Source organism: Paraburkholderia sp. SIMBA_053, from assembly GCF_046534895.1.
Classification (GTDB): Bacteria; Pseudomonadota; Gammaproteobacteria; order Burkholderiales; family Burkholderiaceae; genus Paraburkholderia; species Paraburkholderia caledonica.
Map to the genome: position 1 here is coordinate 36,469 of NZ_JAWRXU010000021.1, position 17,380 is coordinate 53,848.

A 17,380-nucleotide genomic window follows, 5' to 3' on the forward strand; every position below is an offset into this window, starting at 1 on the left:
TCGCAACGGGGCTACGGGGAGATAAAGAAATGAAATCGAGTCAACGGAAACTCATGAACGGCTGCGGGATGCGCGCCGCGTTGCTGACCACAACGATATGCGCATCGCTGCTCGGTACGCAGGCGGTGCACGCCCAGGAAGCGCTCGATCCCGGCATGTCCGGCAAAGGCGTTGCCGTGCCCATGCCGCGCGGCCCGGTGCAAATGACCATCAGCATGAATCCAACAGCAGCGCAGCCCGCGAGCGCAATGCAAAGCGCCGCCGCCCGCGGTCCTGCATGCAGCCGCACGCAGAACGAGCAGAGCACGGTGGTAGTGCCAATCGGCAAGTCGACGCTGATGCACACCGCGGAACCGGTGCGCAATCGCACGCTGGGCAATCCGTCGATCGCGCAGGCCACCATGGTGTCGCCGCAAACGCTGTACGTGGTCGGGATGGCGGTCGGCACCACCAACATGATCGTGCAAGGCAAGAGCGGCGCGTGCGAGGTCATCAACGTGGTAGTCAACGCGGATTCCGGCGGCCTGCAGACTTCGCTGTCGCAACTCATGCCTGATGAGCCGAACATCCGCGTCTCGACGGTCGCGGGAGACCTCGTGCTCGCCGGCCGCGTATCGAATGCACAGGCCGCCAATCAGGCACAGGAAATCGCCAAAGCATACGCACGCAGTTCGCTGCCGGCAGCCAACGGCGCGTCGAATGGCAACGCCAAGGCCGCGACGGTGCTCAACATGATGAGCGTCGACTCGCCGCAACAGGTAATGCTCGAAGTGAAGGTCGCTGAAGTGTCGAAGACAGTGCTCAACCAGTTGGGCTCGGCAATGAACATCCAGGGCGGCTTCGGCTCGTGGAGCGGCGCGTTGATCAGCAGCCTGCTCGCGGGCGTGTCGAGCATCGTCGACGTGAACAAGGCGAATAACCGGCCATTCAATGTCGCGATCGACGGACAGCACGGCGATAACCTCGTGAAGATTCTGGCCGAGCCGAATCTCGTCACATTGAGCGGGCAGGAGGCGACATTCCTCGCAGGCGGCAAGGTTTTTATTCCGATTCCGCAAAGCAACCTGAACGGCGTGGCGACCATCGTCTTGCAGGAAGAGGAATTCGGCGTCGGCCTGAAGTTCACGCCGACTGTACTCGCCGGCGGCCGCATCAATCTGAAGGTGGCGCCGGAAGTGTCGGAGCTGTCATCCACCGGCGTCACCGTCGGTGCGACGAATACCAACAATCTGACGATCTTGCCGCTGATCACCACGCGCCGCGCTTCCACCACGGTGCAGATGAACGATGGGGAGACTTTCGCGATTGGCGGCCTGATCAAGAACAACGCGTCGGGCACGTTGAAGGCCATTCCGGGTGTCGGCGAAGTACCGGTGCTGGGCGCGCTCTTCAGAAGCACGTCGTATCAGCAGGACCGCACCGAACTCGTGTTCATCATCACGCCGCACCTCGTGAAGCCGTTGCAAACGGCGGCGAATCTGCCGCTGCCCACCGACCGCCTGAGAACGCCGAACGAGGCCGACGTTTATCTGATGGGCAACATGGAAGGCCGCGATCCGGCTGTCGACAACAAGCCCGCGCCGCCGATGCCTGCCCCTGCGCCGTCGCCGACGATGGCTCCGGCACCGTCGCAACCGCAGGTTCCTGCAGTCGTTCCCGCCGCCGAGCCGCCCGTCTCCGCGATGGTGCCGAATCCGGCAGCGGCGAGCACACCGCTGCCTGAGGCGAAAGCCGCGCAAATTGCCGCTCACAACTAACGCAACCCCTCGGAGAACGTCATGACGAACCACACCATTTCCTCCTTGCGCTGGGCCGCGTTACTCCTGCCGGCGTGCCTCGCGCTCAACGGCTGCATGTCGACGACGCCCGACTTCGACCGGCACTTCGGCGAATCGGTGCGCAGCTACACCGAGGCCCAGATCATCGACCCGGACGCGGCCTCCAAAAATCCGTCGACGGCGGGCGTGGACGGCAAGGCCGCGGTCGCGGCGATATCGAACTACAACGCGTCGCTGAAGGCACCGACAACGTCCGCCAATGCATTCGTGATCGGCGTGGGCCGCAGCTCGGCCGGCGGTGCGGGCGCGGGCGCGGCCATGCCTTCGCCTGCAAACGGCGAGTAGGCAACGTGAGGCTTGCAACGGCGCGAGCCGTCGCAGGGCCAACCCGGCAACAATTCCGCGGACGACAACATCATGATCAATATCCTCATCAACTCCGAGCACACGGGCCGAATGTCCGAGGTCGTTCGCTTCGTCACTGACTGCGGCAATTGCACGACGACCCGCATGCAAGGCGCGCCCTCCACGTTGCTGGAGCGCGGCGACAGTCTCGATGCGTTCGACGTGCTGATCATCGACGCGGCGTCGATCGAGCGCGCCGAACTCGATTCGGTCAACCTGCTGGTGCACCGCTATCCACGCCTCACGTGTCTGTTGCTGTTGCCGCAGACGTCGCCCGACACGCTGATCGCCGCGATGCGCGCGGGCGTTCGCGACGTGCTGAACTGGCCGCTCGACGCACGCGCGCTCGGCGCCGCCGTGCAGCGTGCCATGGCCCCGCACGCCGACGAGACTCGCCACGAAACGCATATGGTGTCGTTCATTTCGTGCAAGGGCGGCGCAGGCACGAGCCTGATCGCAGCGAACGTGGGCCACGCGATCGCAACGCTGCACGGCAAGCGGGTGCTGCTCGTCGACCTGAACCAGATGTTCGCCGACGCCGCGTTTCTCGTAAGCGATCAGGAGCCGCCGTCGACGTTGCCGCAAATCTGCGCGCAGATCGAACGCATCGACGCCGCGTTTCTCGATGCGTCGCTCACGCACGTCACGCCCGGCTTTCATGTGCTGGCCGGCGCGGGCGATCCGTTGAAGGCGCTCGAGATTCATGAAGAACAGCTTGAATGGATTCTCGGCGTGGCGGCGCCGCGTTACGACGTCGTGCTGTTCGATCTCGGCCAGAGCATCAATGCGCTGTCCATCGTTGCGCTCGATCGCAGCGCCGAGATTCACCTGGTGCTGCAGGCAAGCATGCCGTATGTGCGCGCGGGCCGCCGTCTGCAGGAGATGCTGGTGTCGCTCGCGTATTCGCCCGACAGGATGCGCCTGCTATTGAACCGGCACCGCCGCCACGACGAGCGAGCCGCGAGCGCGCTCGAACAGGTGCTCGGCAGGCGTCCTTCGCATCTGATCGCCGACGACCCCCAAGCGGCGGCCGAAGCCGTCAACCTCGGTGAGCCGTTGCTGAAGAATGCGCGCAACAGCGCGCTCACGCGCAGCATACAGGCGCTCGCACAAAGCATCGTCAATCAGTCGACAGGCGTCGTCCCGCAGAAGAAGCGCGATGACCCGTTGCTCGCCCGGCTGTTCGGCCGCTCGGCCACGCAGCGGCAGTCGACGGCGTCATAACGTCAGCCAGGAGAATCTCATGTCACTACGCGAACAGATGTCGTCACAAACGGTCCATGCGCTGCCGGAACGCCAGGCGGGCATGCGCGCCCCGCTCGGTCTCGCGCGCGCCGCCTACCAGACGCTCAAACGCAAGATTCACGAAGCCGTGCTCGATCGGGTCGAACTGGAACGTCTCGCGCGGCTGCCGGCCGAGCAGGTGCGTCAGGAAATCGGCGGGCTGATCGCGCGCATCCTCGAAGAAGACAAGGCGCCCGTCAACGACCTCGAACGCAGGCAGTTGATGACCGACATCCACGACGAGATGTTCGGTTTCGGTCCGCTCGAAGCGCTGCTGCGCGACCCGAGCGTATCGGACATCCTGGTCAACACGTACCGCACGACGTACGTCGAACGCGGGGGACGACTGGAACTCACGGACGTGACCTTCTACGACGACGCGCACCTGATGAAGGTGATCGAGAAGATCGTCTCGCGGGTCGGGCGGCGCATCGACGAATCGAGTCCGATGGTCGACGCGCGCCTGCCTGACGGCTCGCGCGTCAACGCGATCATTCCGCCTTCCGCCGTGGACGGACCGCTCATGTCGATCCGGCGTTTCGCAGTGAACCCGCTGCAGATGAGCGACCTGGTGGCGTCGCAAAGCCTCACGCCACCCATGGCCGAACTGCTCGATGCGCTCACGCGGGCAAAGGTCAACGTGCTGGTGTCGGGCGGAACGGGCAGCGGCAAGACCACGCTGCTGAACATTCTGTCGGGCTTCATTCCCGAAGGCGAGCGCGTGGTAACGATCGAAGACGCAGCCGAGTTGCAACTGCGCCAGCAGCACGTGCTGCGTCTGGAAACGCGGCCGCCGAATGTCGAGGGACGCGGCGAAGTCACCCAACGCACGCTCGTGCGCAACGCGCTGCGGATGCGGCCGGATCGCATCATCCTCGGCGAAGTACGCGGCGCCGAAGCGCTCGACATGCTCAATGCGATGAACACCGGCCACGAAGGATCGCTCGCGACAATTCACGCCAATACGCCGCGCGACGCGCTGACGCGCCTCGAAAACATGATCAGCCTTGCCGGCCTTGCCCTGTCGCCGAAGAATCTGCGCCAGCAGATTTCGTCCGCGATCTCGGTGGTGGTCCAGGTGGCCCGCTTGACCGACGGCCGGCGCAAGGTCGTCAGCATTCAGGAATTGACAGGCATGGAAGGCGAGATGGTGAATATGCAGGAGATCTTCACGTTCAAACGAACGGGCATCGATCAGAACGGCACGGTGCGCGGCCACTTCTGCGCGACCGGCGTAAGACCGAAATTCACCGAGCGGTTGCAGGCGTTCGGCATCGCGCTGCCCGACCAGCTCTACGATCCGGCACGGCGCTTCGATACGGCGTAACGGTCGGCGCGGTGCACGCGGCTTATCTTTGTGAGGCATCTATGAATCCGATCTTTTACGCCTTCGCTTTCCTGCTCTTCGTTGCGGTGGTTCTGGGTATAGAAGGGGTGTATCAATGGTGGAACAGCCATCATGGGCCCGCCGCGCGACGCCTCGATCAGCGCATCAGAGCGCTGTCGGCGGGCGCGCATGTGCACGGCGAGCGCCTGTCCATCCTGAAGGAGCGCATGCTCAGCAATTCCGCGCCGCTCCATGCGCTGATGTTACGCGTGCCGCGTATCCATGCGATCGACCGGATCGTCGTTCAGTCGGGGTTGAGCCACACGGTCGGGCGGCTCGTGATGCACAGCGTGGCGGCCGTGATTGTCGTATTGCTCGCGGCCAGCTTCTCTCCAGTGCCGGTGCCGACGCTCGTCATGGTGCTCGCCGCCGCGGCGGCCCTCGCGTTCCCAACACTGCGCGTGCTGCGCGCCCGCGCGAGGCGTCTGCGTGTTCTCGAGCGGCAGTTGCCCGAGGCCGCCGACATGATCAGCCGCGCATTGCGAGCGGGCCATTCGTTTTCAAGCGCCATCGGAATGCTCGGCAACGAGTTCGCCGAACCGACGGGCGGCGAGTTCCGTACCGTCTTCGATGAAATCAATTACGGCGTCACGATGAACGAAGCACTGCTCAATCTTGCGACGCGCGTGCCGGTTCGCGATCTGCGCTACTTCGTGATCGCGGTGCTGATCCAGCGCGAGACCGGCGGCAATCTCGCCGAGATTCTCGACAGCATTGCGTCGCTGGTTCGCGACCGGCTGCGTCTGTTCGATCAGGTGCGCGTGCTGTCCGCCGAAGGGCGCCTGTCCGCATGGATCATCGGCCTGTTGCCGTTCGCAGCGGCGGGCGCGATGAATCTGTTGAACCCGAGCTTTCTCTCGGTGCTCTGGGAAGATCCCGCCGGGCTCAAGGTCATCGAATCGGTGTTCGTGTCGATGCTGTTCGGCGTGCTGTGGATGCGGCGAATCGTGCGGATTCGCGTATAACGCCGGCCGTGCGTGAAGAGAACCCAATTGGAGAGTCACGATGGAAACGCTCGATTCAGGGACCCTGTTGCTGCTCGGCGGCGTGTTCGTCGCCACATTCGCCGGCGTGGTCGCGCTCATGTGGTGGATGACGCCAAAGGATATGCAGCGCCGCATCCAGCAGGCCGGAGGCGTGTCGCTGTCGCGGCAAACGCAGTCTTCGGCCGGCTCGGGATGGGCCGAGAAAATCGCGGAGATCTCGCGGCCGATCTCGCAACTGTCCATTCCAAAGGACGGCTGGGAAGACTCGCCGTTACGGCTGCGTTTGATGAACGCGGGCTGGCGCTCATCGACGGCGGCCGGGCTTTATTTCGCGGCGAAGACCGTGCTCGCACTGCTGCTGCCGCTTATCGGTCTCATCGCATTGATGCGCACGCCGGTCGTCAACGGACAGTACGCTGTGAGCGCAACGATCCTCGCCATACTCGCGGCGATCGGCTACTACACGCCGAACATCATACTGGCGCGCTGCCGTGCGCGGCGTCAGCGCGCGATTGTCGAAGGCTTCCCGGACGCGCTCGATCTGCTGACGGTTTGCGTGGAAGCGGGCCTCGGTATGGACGCCGCGCTGATGCGAGTAGCCAACGAAATGCAGCTCGCAAGTCCCGAAGTCGCAAGCGAACTGCAATTGATGCTGCTCGAACTGCGTTCCGGCTTCACGAAGGAAAAGGCGCTGCGCAACCTCGCGTTGCGCACGGGTGTCGAGGACGTCGACAACTTCGCTTCGATGCTGGTCCAGGCGGATCGCTTCGGCACGAGCATCGGCGCTTCGTTGCGCGTGATGTCCGACACGCTTCGCACGCGCCGCAGAATGCGCGCAGAGGAACGCGCCGCCAAGATCGCATTGAAGCTGTTGTTCCCGCTGATCTTCTGCATCTTCCCCGCATTGATGACGGTGCTGATGGGACCGGCGTTCATCCACATCTACCGAATTTTGCTGCCGACGCTCGGCACGTGACGCATTCATCGGCACGCGGCGCACGCATTGGTTGAAAACAACAACGCGCACAGGGGAAGAGAAATGAGCCATAAAACAACGCACTTTTCATCATTTTCCGGAACGCGCCCGGCCTCGCGCAGACGCGGGCGGCGCCGCGAGGCGGGCGTCGCCGTGGTCGAGTTCGGACTCGTCCTGCCTCTGCTGTTGCTGATCGTGTTCGGCATGGTCGAGTTCAGCATTGCGCTGTACGACAAGGCGGTGATCACCAATGCGAGCCGCGAAGCTGCACGCGCCGGCGTGATGTACAAGGTACCGCCACTCACGGCCGCTCAGATCACCACTGTCGCGCAGAACTATGCGTCGACGTATCTGATCAGCTTTGGCGCGTCGCCGTCGCCGGTGAGCGTAGCCGTAGATCAATCGTCGGGCACGACGACCGGTCAGCCGCTCAAGGTCACGCTCACCTATTCGTATAGCGGCGTGGGGCTCGGCACGATCGTCAGTCAACTGGTGGGCTCGGTGCCCATCACCGCCATCACCACGATGAACTACGAATAACGACGCGCAACCGGCAGGCCGCCACTGCCCGGCGCAATCCACACGCGATGGAGGTTCACATGAGACCCCGAAGAAATCCTGCGCCGGCGCGGAACCGGCAACGCGGCGCCGTAGCGGTGATGACCGCGCTGTGCCTGACCGTGCTGATCGGCACGACTGCGCTCGCGGTCGACCTGGGCCGCGCGTGGGTCGTGCGCAACGAACTGCAGAACGCTGCCGATGCGGCGGCGCTTGCCGGCGCTGGAGCGCTCGGGCCGAACTACGCGACCCCGAACTGGACGCAGGCGGAAATGAAGGTACAATCCGCGATCACGCTGAACCGGGCCGAAGGCTCGCTACTACTGACGGCCCAGGTTCAGAGCGGCTACTGGAACGTGACGGGCACACCCGCCGGCTTGCAGTCGCTGCCTGTGCCGTCGCCGGGCGCCTACGACAAACCCGCCGTGCGAGTGACGGTAAGCCGCGCGGCCGGGCAGAACGGCGGACCGCTTCCGCTCGTGCTGGCGCCGATCATCGGCATCAACACAATGCCGATCAGCGCAACGGCTGTGGCGGTCATCTCGGCGCCGGGCTACGCCGCGCCCGGCGCACTTTTTCCGACAGCCATCTCGAAGTGCCTCTATACGGCCTACTGGAATGCAACGACGGGACAACCGGTAAACGATCCCGCAACCGGCCGCCCTCAGGAGTTCAGCATAGGATCGACTTACCACTATGCCGGCTGCGCGGCGAGCGTGGGCTCCGGGCAATGGACATCGTTTCAGTACAACGTTCAGGACGTGACATCGATCCGCAATCTGATCGCCAACGGCAATCCGCTGCCGCTCAATATCGGCGATACGACATGGATTCAATCCGGCGTGAAGAATACGATCTACAACTCGGTGCCTGCTCCCGCCGATGTTCTGCTGCCGGTGGTCGACACGCTCGATACGGGCAGCCCCGTGCCCATCGTCGGGTTCGCGCCTTTTCATATCGACGGTGCGGTGAACGGCAGCAACCCGTACATTTACGGCCATTTCATTGCGGGCTACAAGGCGCCGTCGGCTAGCGGAGGCTCCGGCGCCGCGACGTATTACGGCGCCGTCACAGCGCCGAGTCTCGCCAACTAGCGAACATTGCCCAACCTCGCACGCCGCGAATCCACCTGCCGGGAACGTTCGCTGCGACTGTATAGCCTGGCGCCCGCCATCGCGGTGACATACGTCGTCCGCGAGACCGGCGCCGGTCATTTTTTTCAACGCTTCAAGTAACCCTTTCATACGATGCGTTTACACGAGGGTTGCAGCGGACTTCGCGGAACGGAAAGAGCGGCAGACATTGCGCGCGCTCCGACCGGGGAGTCCCCAACGGCAGGAGTAGCGACATGCAAAACGCGGAAGACAATCCCACGCAGAAACAGCAGAACGAAATGGCCGCAAAGAGTCCGGTGCATACCCCTGCAGCCGGAACGGCTTCTCCAGACGCTCATACGCAAGCGAAAGAGTTCGGCAGCTCAAGTAACGCCGGCGCGGCCGAGCCGACGCGGCGCAACGACAACACGCAGAATCTGCCGCCTATCGATCTCGACGCGGTGACCGCCGATTCGCCCGACCCCGTGCACCGCGCGAGCAGCCGAACGGTCTCGGTGGACGCGGCCAACACGGCGTCGACCGATAACACCGTCGACACCGACGGCAAAGGTCTTGAAGCAAAGCGAGGACTGTCGCCGTGGCACGACAATGTCATCTCGTCGAACGCCACGCTCGAAAACAACGTTCCCGCGCCCGCAATGGGCCTGGGCGGCATAGACAGCCGCGCCGGCGGAAACATGCCGCTGATTGCGGCGCGCGACGGCTGGCAAGTGTCGTATCGCGGCACTGTCTACATCGAGCGAAGGAACGGCTCGCTCGCAGAACACGTCATACAGTTCGACGCCCGCAGGGCAAGCGGCAACGAGCCAACGTAAGCTGCGGTAATCCGGCGGGACTGCGCAAGGCATGGACCTTGCGCAGCGTTTTCGCCGGACACATGGCGCGCCTCCCTCCCCGGAAGCACACCGCTGTCGCCTGCCGGCGCACCAGTTCGGGAAGGCACCATGGAACTCGTCGATCGGAGCGATCGGAGTCGCGCTAGCCGCGTGCGCGGACGGCGGCGCTCACGCGTCTTATCCCGCTATGCGGGTCGGCCGGTCCGTCTCATCTGGCGCTATGTCGCGCGTCACAAAGTGGCCCACGTCATCATGCTCGTCAGCGTCGTGGCCGCGGTCGGCTTCGCGCTCGCGTCGCAATACGGTATCCGCAATCTGATCGACGCGCTGCCGCAAGGGCGCGCGCATCCACAGACGGTCGAGTACGCGTTTGCCGTCCTCGTCGGCCTCATTTTCGCGGACAACCTGATGTGGCGCGTCGCCGGCTGGGTCGCGGCACGCGCATTCGTGCGCGTGACGGGCGACATCCGCCAGGACATGTTCGAGTATCTGACGGGACATGCGCCTTCGTTTTTCGCGGACAAACAGCCGGGCGTTTTATCCAGCCGTGTGTCGGCCACGGCGAACGCGGTGTACATCATCGAAAACACAGTGGCATGGACCGCCTTGCCGCCGACGCTGACCGTGATCGGCGCGATCGTGATGGTGGCCACCGTGAGCGTTCCGATGAGCGTCGCGCTCGTCGCCGTTTCGGCAGCCCTCAGCGCGTGTCTGTTCTGGCTCGCGCGCAAGGGCACGTCGCGGCACGAGGCGTTCGCGAGCCAGGCGGCTTCCGTAGACGGCGAACTGGTCGATGTAATCGGCAACATGGGGCTCGTGCGTGCGTTCAGCGCGGTCAACGCGGAGCAACGGCGCTTCGACGGCCATCTCGAAGCCGAGGCCGTTGCGCGCAAGCGCAGTCTGCTGTATCTGGAAAAGCTGCGCCTGCTGCATGCGTTCGCCACCGTGGTGCTGTCGGCGGGCGTGCTCGGCTGGACCGTGTGGCTTTGGACGCAAGGTAGAGCGAGCACCGGCGACGTGGTCCTCGTCGGCTCTTTGGGCTTTTCAATTCTGCATGGTTCGCGCGACGTGGCGGTGGCATTCGTCGATTTAACGCAGCACGTGGCGCGCCTCGCGGAAGCATCGCAAACTTTGCTGACGCCCTATTCGATGCCGGAACCGCCCAAAGCAATACCGCTCGCGGTGCGTGAGGCGACAGTCGATTTCGACAACGTCTCGTTCGCTTATCCGGGCCGCAGGCCGGTATTGAACGAGTTGACGCTGCACATCCAGGCAGGGGAACGCGTGGGACTGGTCGGGCCGTCCGGCGCGGGAAAATCGACGGTGCTCGCGCTGCTTCAGCACTTCTACGAGCCGGCCACCGGATGCGTACGCATTTCCGGCCAGGACATCTCGCAAGTGACGCTGGAAAGCCTGCAAGCGGCGATCTCGGTGGTGCCGCAAGACGTCACGCTGCTTCATCGCTCGTTGCTCGACAACATCCGCTATGGCTGCCCGGATGCAAGCGAAGCCGACGTGAGGCGCGCATGCGAAGACGCCAGCTGCATGGATTTTATCGGGGCATTGCCGGACGGCTTGAACACGATAGCCGGCGACCGCGGCGCGAAGCTCTCCGGCGGACAGCGCCAGCGCGTCGCAATTGCGCGTGCAATCCTGAAGGACTCGCCGATACTTCTGCTCGACGAGGCGACCTCGGCGCTCGACACCGCTTCGGAAATCGTCATTCAGGCCGCGCTCGAACGTCTCATGCAGAATCGCACGGTGATTGCGATTGCGCACAGGCTGTCGACGTTGCAGTCGTTCGACCGGATCATCGTGATGAACCGCGGCCGCGTCGTTCAGGAAGGCACGCCCGCGCAACTTGCCCAAGTGCCGGGCATCTACCGCGATACGCTGGCGCGCCACGGCCGGCGCACCCCCGCCCCTACGCTGAACTGATCCGCCTGCGCCTCCTGCCGCATTCAAACGACTTTGCGGCAAGGGCTAGCCGTCCATGCGCTCGCCTTTTGTCCTGATCAACTCGACGAGACGCTTCGCGGGCATCCGGTAACTGGTCTGCTGTTGAATACCCCATTCGGAGCGCTCCGTTTCGACCAGCAAAACGTACTTGCCGTCCGGGCTCGCTTCCAGGTGCTGCATGTTCAGCATTTCCTCGCCGGCAATATCTGTTTCCTGCCCGAGCGTCATGACACCTTTCGCGCCACATCCCATGCCACGCCTCCATGCCGTTGCCGCCGGCGATCGCAGGTCCGCTTCGTCGCCTGCATCGATCCAGCAAAGCGCGTACCGGCGAAACAGTCACTGGCAATTGACGGATAATCGGGGCTGCGTCTCGCGCGCTCGCTGCGTTGCGCCAGACCGGTTCATGGTTTACCGCACTACTGTGCTTGCCTTCGTATGGCGAGCATCGGAACACTTTCACAACCGCACTGAGAAGACTTCACCATGCGCATACCACCCGTCAAAGCCATCATCGCCTTTGAGAGCGTGGCTCGAACTGGGAGCGTCAATCGTGCGTCGGAGGAGCTTGGGCTGACCGCTTCGGCGGTGAGTCATCAGATCAGCAATCTGGAGTCGATCATCGGCCAGACGCTGTTCTACCGCTCGGGCCGGGGCCTCGTGCTTACGCCGACAGGCGAGCGCTATCTGTCGGACGTCACGGGTTCTCTTGCGGACCTGAGCCGCGCGACCGAGCGCGCGTCGAGCCGCACCGAGGTCGACATTCTGCGCGTGCATTCGAGCCCCAGCTTCGGGCTGATGTGGCTGCTCCCGCGGCTCGCATCGTTTCAGGAAGCGAACGGGGACATCCAGTTGAACCTCGCATGCTCATATGAGGATGTGTCGTTCACGAGCGGTTACTACGACATCGACATTCGTCACGGTTATGCGAACTGGCGCGATCTAGAAGTGCGGACGCTGCGCAACGAGTTCATTGCGCCGCTGGCGTCGCCGGCCTATTTGCGAAGCCACCCGGTAAAGACGCCGGAAGATCTGCTCGCCCATCGTCTGATCTACTCGGAAACGCCGCTCGTTCAGTGGAAGCAATGGTTCGGGCGTACCGGCGTCTCCGCCGCGCACAAGACGTTCGATTTCTCGTTCGACCGCTCGTACATGTCGCTCGAAACGGCGGCGCTCGGACTCGGCATCGCGCTCGAAAGTCTGATGCTCGCGTCGGTACGGATCAAGGAAGGCGCGCTCGTGCCGGTGTTCGATCACTCGCATGCGGTCGAGGTCGGCGCGCATCATCTGGTATGTCCGCCGCAAAATGCGGAGTTGCCACGGGTCGCGCGATTCATCGCGTGGATCGACCGCGAAATCGGTCAGAGAGAACGCGCGGCTTAAAAACACCGGCAGATCGACACCAGGGTATTCCAGCACCCTGCTCATTCGGCGGATTGCTTCGCAGGCCGCCAACCCGCGCGCAGCAAGCGTCGCGTCCACCCTCCCGAACACCTGAAAATTTCTCAAGCATAGTTGAGCCGTACTGCGTTGATGCCACGCGCGGCGTGCCCGACACTGGCTCCATCACATCAACACTCAGGAGACAAGTGATGCTGCTCGAGAACAAGGTGGTTATCGTCACGGGCGCGGCTTCCCCGCGTGGAATCGGCAAGGCGACGGCGAAGGCACTGGCCGCCCAGGGTGCGCGCGTCGTGATTCTCGATCTGCGCGAAGAAGACGCGAAAGCGGCCGCCGCCGATCTGGGCGCGGCACATCTCGGCCTTGCTTGCGACGTCACCAATAAAGCTGCGTGCGTGCAAGCCGCAACCGCCACGCTCGAACGTTATGGGCGCATAGACGGACTCGTCAACAACGCCGGCATCACGCAGCCCGTTCGCACGCTAGACATTAGCGCCGGGGGTTTCGACGCAATCGTCGATGTGAATCTGCGCGGCACGCTCTACATGTCGCAAGCCGTACTGCCTGCAATGAAGGAGCAGAAGCGCGGCAGCATCGTGTGCATGTCGTCTGTGTCGGCGCAACGCGGCGGCGGCATTTTCGGCGGCCCGCATTACAGCGCGGCGAAAGCCGGTGTGCTCGGTCTCGCGCGTGCGATGGCCCGCGAATTCGGCCCCGACAGCATCCGCGTCAACTCGATCACGCCGGGGCTCATCCAGACCGACATCACCGGCGACAAGCTGACTGCGGAAATGCGCGTGGACATCATCAAAGGCATTCCGCTCGGCAGACTAGGCGACGCCGCCGATGTCGCGAACGCGTGCCTTTTTCTCGTGAGCGATCTCTCGACGTATCTGACGGGCGTCACGCTCGACGTCAACGGCGGCATGCTCATTCATTGACGACAGCGCTCGCCCGCGAGGCGGCGCTGTGTTCCTGGCACCCGGGCGAACCCGGGGCCCATGGAAGGAGACAAACATGAAATCGAAATACACCGCTTCTGCTATCGACGGCGAAGTGTTGGCGCACTCAGACGCGACGAGCTTCGAATCGCGCACCTACGCCAAGGTAAGCCGCAGGCTGATTCCGTTTCTGATGCTGTGCTATCTCGGCGCGTATCTGGATCGCGTCAACGTCGGCTTTGCGAAGCTGCAGATGCTGAACGATCTGCGCTTTAGCGAGACCGTCTACGGCATGGGCGCGGGCATCTTCTTTCTCGGTTACTTTCTTTTCGAGGTGCCGAGCAATCTGGTGCTTCACCGTGTCGGCGCGCGCACATGGCTTGCGCGAATCATGCTGACGTGGGCGGTGATTTCCGCGTCGTTCGTCTTTGTGAAGTCGCCCACCGCGTTTTATGTTTTGCGCTTTCTGCTCGGCGTTGCAGAAGCGGGTTTCGCGCCGGGCGTCATTCTTTATCTGACGTACTGGTTTCCCGCTGCCCGCAGAGCCAAGGCGTTGTCGCTCTTTTTCATGGCGATTCCGCTTGCGGGCATAGTCGGCGGTCCGCTGTCGGGCTGGATCATGCATTCGCTCCACGGCGCAATGAATATGGCCGGCTGGAAGTGGCTATTCATGCTCGAGGCTCTGCCGTCGCTCGTGCTTGGAGTCGCGATTCTTCTGTATCTCGACGACGGCATCGCCAAAGCAAAGTGGCTCACCGAGTCGGAGAAGAATCTGCTGGCACGCAATGTCGCCGGCGATAACGTGCACACCACTGCCCATATTTCGATTCGCTCGTTCATCGGCGACCGTCGCTTGTGGCTGATGGCAGCGATTTATTTCTGTGTCGTGCTCGGTCAGTACGGGCTGACTTTCTGGCTGCCGACGATCATCCGTAAATCAGGCGTCGCCGATCCGCTGTGGGTGGGTGTGTTCACCGCGATTCCTTATCTTTGCGCGATCGTCGCATTGCCGCTGATCGGCATGAGTGCGGACCGCCGGCGCGAACGCAGACTTCACCTGGCCATTCCGATGCTGATCGCGGCAGCGGGGTTTGCGGTCCTGCCCACGCTCGGCAGCGTGCCGGCGTCGATCGTGTGTTTGAGCATTGCGGCTGCCGGCATCCTCGCGTCGTCGTCGCAGTTCTGGTCGCTGCCCACGGCGCTGCTTGGCGGCATGTCCGCCGCAGCCGGCATCGCGGCTGTGAACTGCTTCGCCAATCTTGCGGGCTTCTTTTCGCCCGCCATCGTGGGCTGGCTCAACGACATGACGGGCCGCTCGACGGCGGGACTGATCTTCATCTCGGTTGCGGTGACGCTCGGCGCATGCCTGGTCTTCCTCGTGCCCGCGAAATCCGTGAACCGCTGACCTTTTTCAACTATTCCGCTTAAACCTCAGGAGACGACATGAACAGTCCATCCAATGCGTCGACGGCATCGCTTGCCGAGCACGCTTACCGCATCCGCAGAAACGCGCTCTTAATGGGCGAGGTGCAGGGCCAGGGTTATATCGGGCAAGCGCTCGACATCGCCGATGTACTGGCCGTCGCGTACTTCGGCGCAATGCGCTATCGCCCGGAAGATCCCGAGTGGGAAGAGCGCGACCGCTTCCTGCTCTCGAACGGACACTATGCAATCGCGCTGTACGCGGCGCTGCTCGAAGCAGGCATTCTTCCCGCCGAAGAACTGGAGACCTACGGCAGCGACGACAGCCGTCTGCCCATGTCCGGCATGGCGAGCTACACGCCCGGCATGGAGATGTCCGGCGGCTCGCTCGGACACGGCCTGACGATTGCCGTCGGCCGCTGTCTCGGACTCAAGCGCAAGGGCTCGAAGTCGTTCGTGTACACGCTGTTCTCCGACGGCGAACTCGACGAAGGCGCGATCTGGGAAGGCATCATGTCCGCGAGCCACTGGAAGCTCGACAACCTGATCGCCGTTGTAGACGTGAATAACCAGCAGGCCGACGGACCGTCGACACAGATCATGGCGTTCGAACCGCTAGTCGAGAAGCTCGAAGCATTCGGGTGGTTCACGCAACGTGTGGATGGCAACGATATCGGCGCCGTGGCCGCCGCGTTCGACGCGGCCCGCAAGCATCCCGGCAAGGAGCCGCGCATGATCGTGGCCGATACGCGCATGGGTTGCGGCGTGCCGTTCCTCGAAGAGCGCGAGAAGAACCACTTTATCCGCGTCGATGCGCACGAATGGCAATTGGCGCTCGAAGCACTCGAAGCAGGGAGACAAGCATGAGCAACGCAACCATGAGCAAACCGCGCCTGAAGACCTCGGCGATGATCGCGTCCATTGCGGGCGAAGGCCAGCTCACGCGCTCGGCGCCTTTCGGTCACGCGCTCGTCGAATTGGCTCGGCAGAAAACCAACGTTGTCGGCATGACGGCCGATCTCGGCAAGTACACGGACCTGCATATCTTCGCGAAGGAATTCCCCGAGCGCTACTACCAGATGGGCATGGCGGAGCAATTGCTGATGGGCGCAGCGGCGGGCCTCGCGCACGAAGGCGCGCAGCCGTTCGTGACTACCTACGCCGTGTTCGCGACGCGCCGTGCGTATGACTTCATGCACCAGGCCATTGCCGAAGACAACCTCGATGTGAAGATCGTCTGCGCGCTGCCGGGGCTCACCACTGGCTACGGTCCTAGCCACCAGGCCGCGGAAGACCTCGCGTTGATGCGCGCGATGCCGAACATGACCGTTGTCGATCCTTGCGATGCGCTCGACATCGAACAGATGGTGCCGGCCATTGCCGCACACAAGGGCCCTGTATATGCGCGTCTTTTGCGCGGCAACGTGCCTGCGGTGCTGGACGAATACGACTACACGTTCGAACTCGGCAAGGCAAAGATGCTGCGCGACGGCGCCGAAGTGCTCGTGATCTCGTCGGGCATCATGACCATGCGTGCGCTCGAAGTCGCGAAAGCGCTGGAACGCGAGAACATCGGCGTGGGCGTGCTGCACGTGCCGACCATCAAGCCGCTCGACACGCAGACAATCGTGCGCGAAGCAAAGCGTTCGGGCAGGCTCGTCGTGGTGGCGGAGAACCATACGACGATTGGCGGTCTGGGTGAGGCCGTTGCGGCCGAACTGATGCGCGCCGGAGTGTCGTGCCCGTTCAGGCAGATGGCGCTGCCCGATGCATTCCTCGCTGCGGGAGCACTGCCGACACTGCACGACCGCTATGGTATTTCGACCTCCGCGATGATCGAGTCGATCAAGGGCTGGCTCGGTTAGATCCGCACATTGCGGATTCCATTACCTGCGAGGTAATCGACGCGCCTCCGGGCGAGGGCAATCATACGCAGCATGCAAGTTCCGGTTTCTTCATGCATGGAGGAGTGAACATGACTGCGTATGCGATTGCCCATTTGCACGACGTTGAAATGTGCGCTGAGATTGTCGAGTACCTCGAGGGTATCGACGCAACCCTTACGCCATTCGGCGGCCGATTCATCGTACACGGCGCACGGCCGCACGTCGTGGAAGGCGAGTGGCACGGCGACCTGATCGCGATTGAGTTTCCCGACCTTCCGACGGCGCGCGCCTGGTACGCGTCGGACGCGTACCGGCGCATCCTGCCGTTGCGCATGCGGCATGCTCGCGGACCGGTAATCCTCGTGGAAGGCGTGGACGGGCATCACAAAGCGACCGACATTCTGCGTTGAATTCCGCGTCGAATTCGGCCGGCACCGCGGTTCCGC

Annotated in this window: 17 protein-coding genes; 16 read left to right on the top strand and 1 reads right to left on the bottom strand. The window is 63.3% G+C overall.

All coding sequences use genetic code 11. The features are described 5' to 3' along the window. Window positions 1–29: 29 nt before the first annotated feature. The 10 genes from SB753_RS32775 (at window position 30) to SB753_RS32820 (ending at window position 11,263) form a co-directional block, all read left to right on the top strand. On the top strand, window positions 30–1,757 hold the full coding sequence (locus tag SB753_RS32775) for a type II and III secretion system protein family protein (protein WP_410804048.1): 1,728 nt from the start codon (window positions 30–32) through the stop codon (window positions 1,755–1,757). 21 nt (window positions 1,758–1,778) lie between these two features. Further along, window positions 1,779–2,123, top strand: a complete 345-nt coding sequence (locus SB753_RS32780; RefSeq protein ID WP_410804050.1) for a hypothetical protein — start codon at window positions 1,779–1,781, stop codon at window positions 2,121–2,123. A gap of 72 nt (window positions 2,124–2,195) precedes the next feature. Then, window positions 2,196–3,407, top strand: a complete 1,212-nt coding sequence (locus tag SB753_RS32785) for a CpaE family protein (protein ID WP_204523114.1) — start codon at window positions 2,196–2,198, stop codon at window positions 3,405–3,407. A gap of 19 nt (window positions 3,408–3,426) precedes the next feature. Continuing rightward, entirely contained in the window at window positions 3,427–4,794 is a 1,368-nt protein-coding gene (locus SB753_RS32790; protein ID WP_410804052.1) for a CpaF family protein, read from the top strand. A gap of 41 nt (window positions 4,795–4,835) precedes the next feature. Further along, window positions 4,836–5,819: a type II secretion system F family protein gene (locus SB753_RS32795; protein WP_410804054.1), complete on the top strand. Its 984-nt coding sequence runs from the start codon at window positions 4,836–4,838 to the stop codon at window positions 5,817–5,819. A 40-nt stretch (window positions 5,820–5,859) separates the two neighbouring features. Next, on the top strand, window positions 5,860–6,816 hold the full coding sequence (locus SB753_RS32800; protein ID WP_087752999.1) for a type II secretion system F family protein: 957 nt from the start codon (window positions 5,860–5,862) through the stop codon (window positions 6,814–6,816). A 63-nt stretch (window positions 6,817–6,879) separates the two neighbouring features. Beyond that, window positions 6,880–7,356: a TadE/TadG family type IV pilus assembly protein gene (locus tag SB753_RS32805; protein ID WP_088175883.1), complete on the top strand. Its 477-nt coding sequence runs from the start codon at window positions 6,880–6,882 to the stop codon at window positions 7,354–7,356. A gap of 59 nt (window positions 7,357–7,415) precedes the next feature. Then, on the top strand, window positions 7,416–8,468 hold the full coding sequence (locus SB753_RS32810; protein ID WP_410804057.1) for a TadG family pilus assembly protein: 1,053 nt from the start codon (window positions 7,416–7,418) through the stop codon (window positions 8,466–8,468). Between the two features lie 254 nt (window positions 8,469–8,722). Next, window positions 8,723–9,304, top strand: a complete 582-nt coding sequence (locus tag SB753_RS32815; RefSeq protein ID WP_410804059.1) for a DUF3005 domain-containing protein — start codon at window positions 8,723–8,725, stop codon at window positions 9,302–9,304. A gap of 129 nt (window positions 9,305–9,433) precedes the next feature. After that, window positions 9,434–11,263: an ABC transporter ATP-binding protein gene (locus SB753_RS32820; RefSeq protein ID WP_020071355.1), complete on the top strand. Its 1,830-nt coding sequence runs from the start codon at window positions 9,434–9,436 to the stop codon at window positions 11,261–11,263. A 45-nt stretch (window positions 11,264–11,308) separates the two neighbouring features. On the opposite strand, the gene SB753_RS32825 is transcribed toward SB753_RS32820, so the two are convergent. Beyond that, entirely contained in the window at window positions 11,309–11,536 is a 228-nt protein-coding gene (locus SB753_RS32825; protein WP_410804061.1) for a hypothetical protein, read from the bottom strand. Window positions 11,537–11,770: 234 nt separating this feature from the next. On the opposite strand from SB753_RS32825, the gene SB753_RS32830 reads away from it, so the two are divergent. The 6 genes from SB753_RS32830 (at window position 11,771) to SB753_RS32855 (ending at window position 17,344) form a co-directional block, all read left to right on the top strand. Further along, window positions 11,771–12,667, top strand: a complete 897-nt coding sequence (locus tag SB753_RS32830; protein WP_087752993.1) for a LysR substrate-binding domain-containing protein — start codon at window positions 11,771–11,773, stop codon at window positions 12,665–12,667. Window positions 12,668–12,876: 209 nt separating this feature from the next. Further along, complete coding sequence (locus SB753_RS32835; RefSeq protein ID WP_410804064.1) at window positions 12,877–13,626, top strand: SDR family NAD(P)-dependent oxidoreductase; 750 nt, start codon at window positions 12,877–12,879, stop codon at window positions 13,624–13,626. Between the two features lie 76 nt (window positions 13,627–13,702). Next, complete coding sequence (locus SB753_RS32840; RefSeq protein WP_410804066.1) at window positions 13,703–15,031, top strand: MFS transporter; 1,329 nt, start codon at window positions 13,703–13,705, stop codon at window positions 15,029–15,031. A gap of 38 nt (window positions 15,032–15,069) precedes the next feature. Further along, a complete protein-coding gene (locus SB753_RS32845; protein ID WP_027780300.1) occupies window positions 15,070–15,915 on the top strand; it encodes a transketolase in 846 nt (281 codons plus the stop codon). Continuing rightward, complete coding sequence (locus SB753_RS32850; RefSeq protein ID WP_410804068.1) at window positions 15,912–16,913, top strand: transketolase family protein; 1,002 nt, start codon at window positions 15,912–15,914, stop codon at window positions 16,911–16,913. The genes SB753_RS32845 and SB753_RS32850 overlap by 4 nt, the downstream gene beginning before the upstream one ends. A 110-nt stretch (window positions 16,914–17,023) precedes the next feature. Next, window positions 17,024–17,344 (top strand): DUF1330 domain-containing protein, encoded by a 321-nt coding sequence (locus SB753_RS32855; RefSeq protein ID WP_410804070.1) that lies wholly within the window; start codon window positions 17,024–17,026, stop codon window positions 17,342–17,344. The last annotated feature ends 36 nt before the right edge of the window (window positions 17,345–17,380 follow it).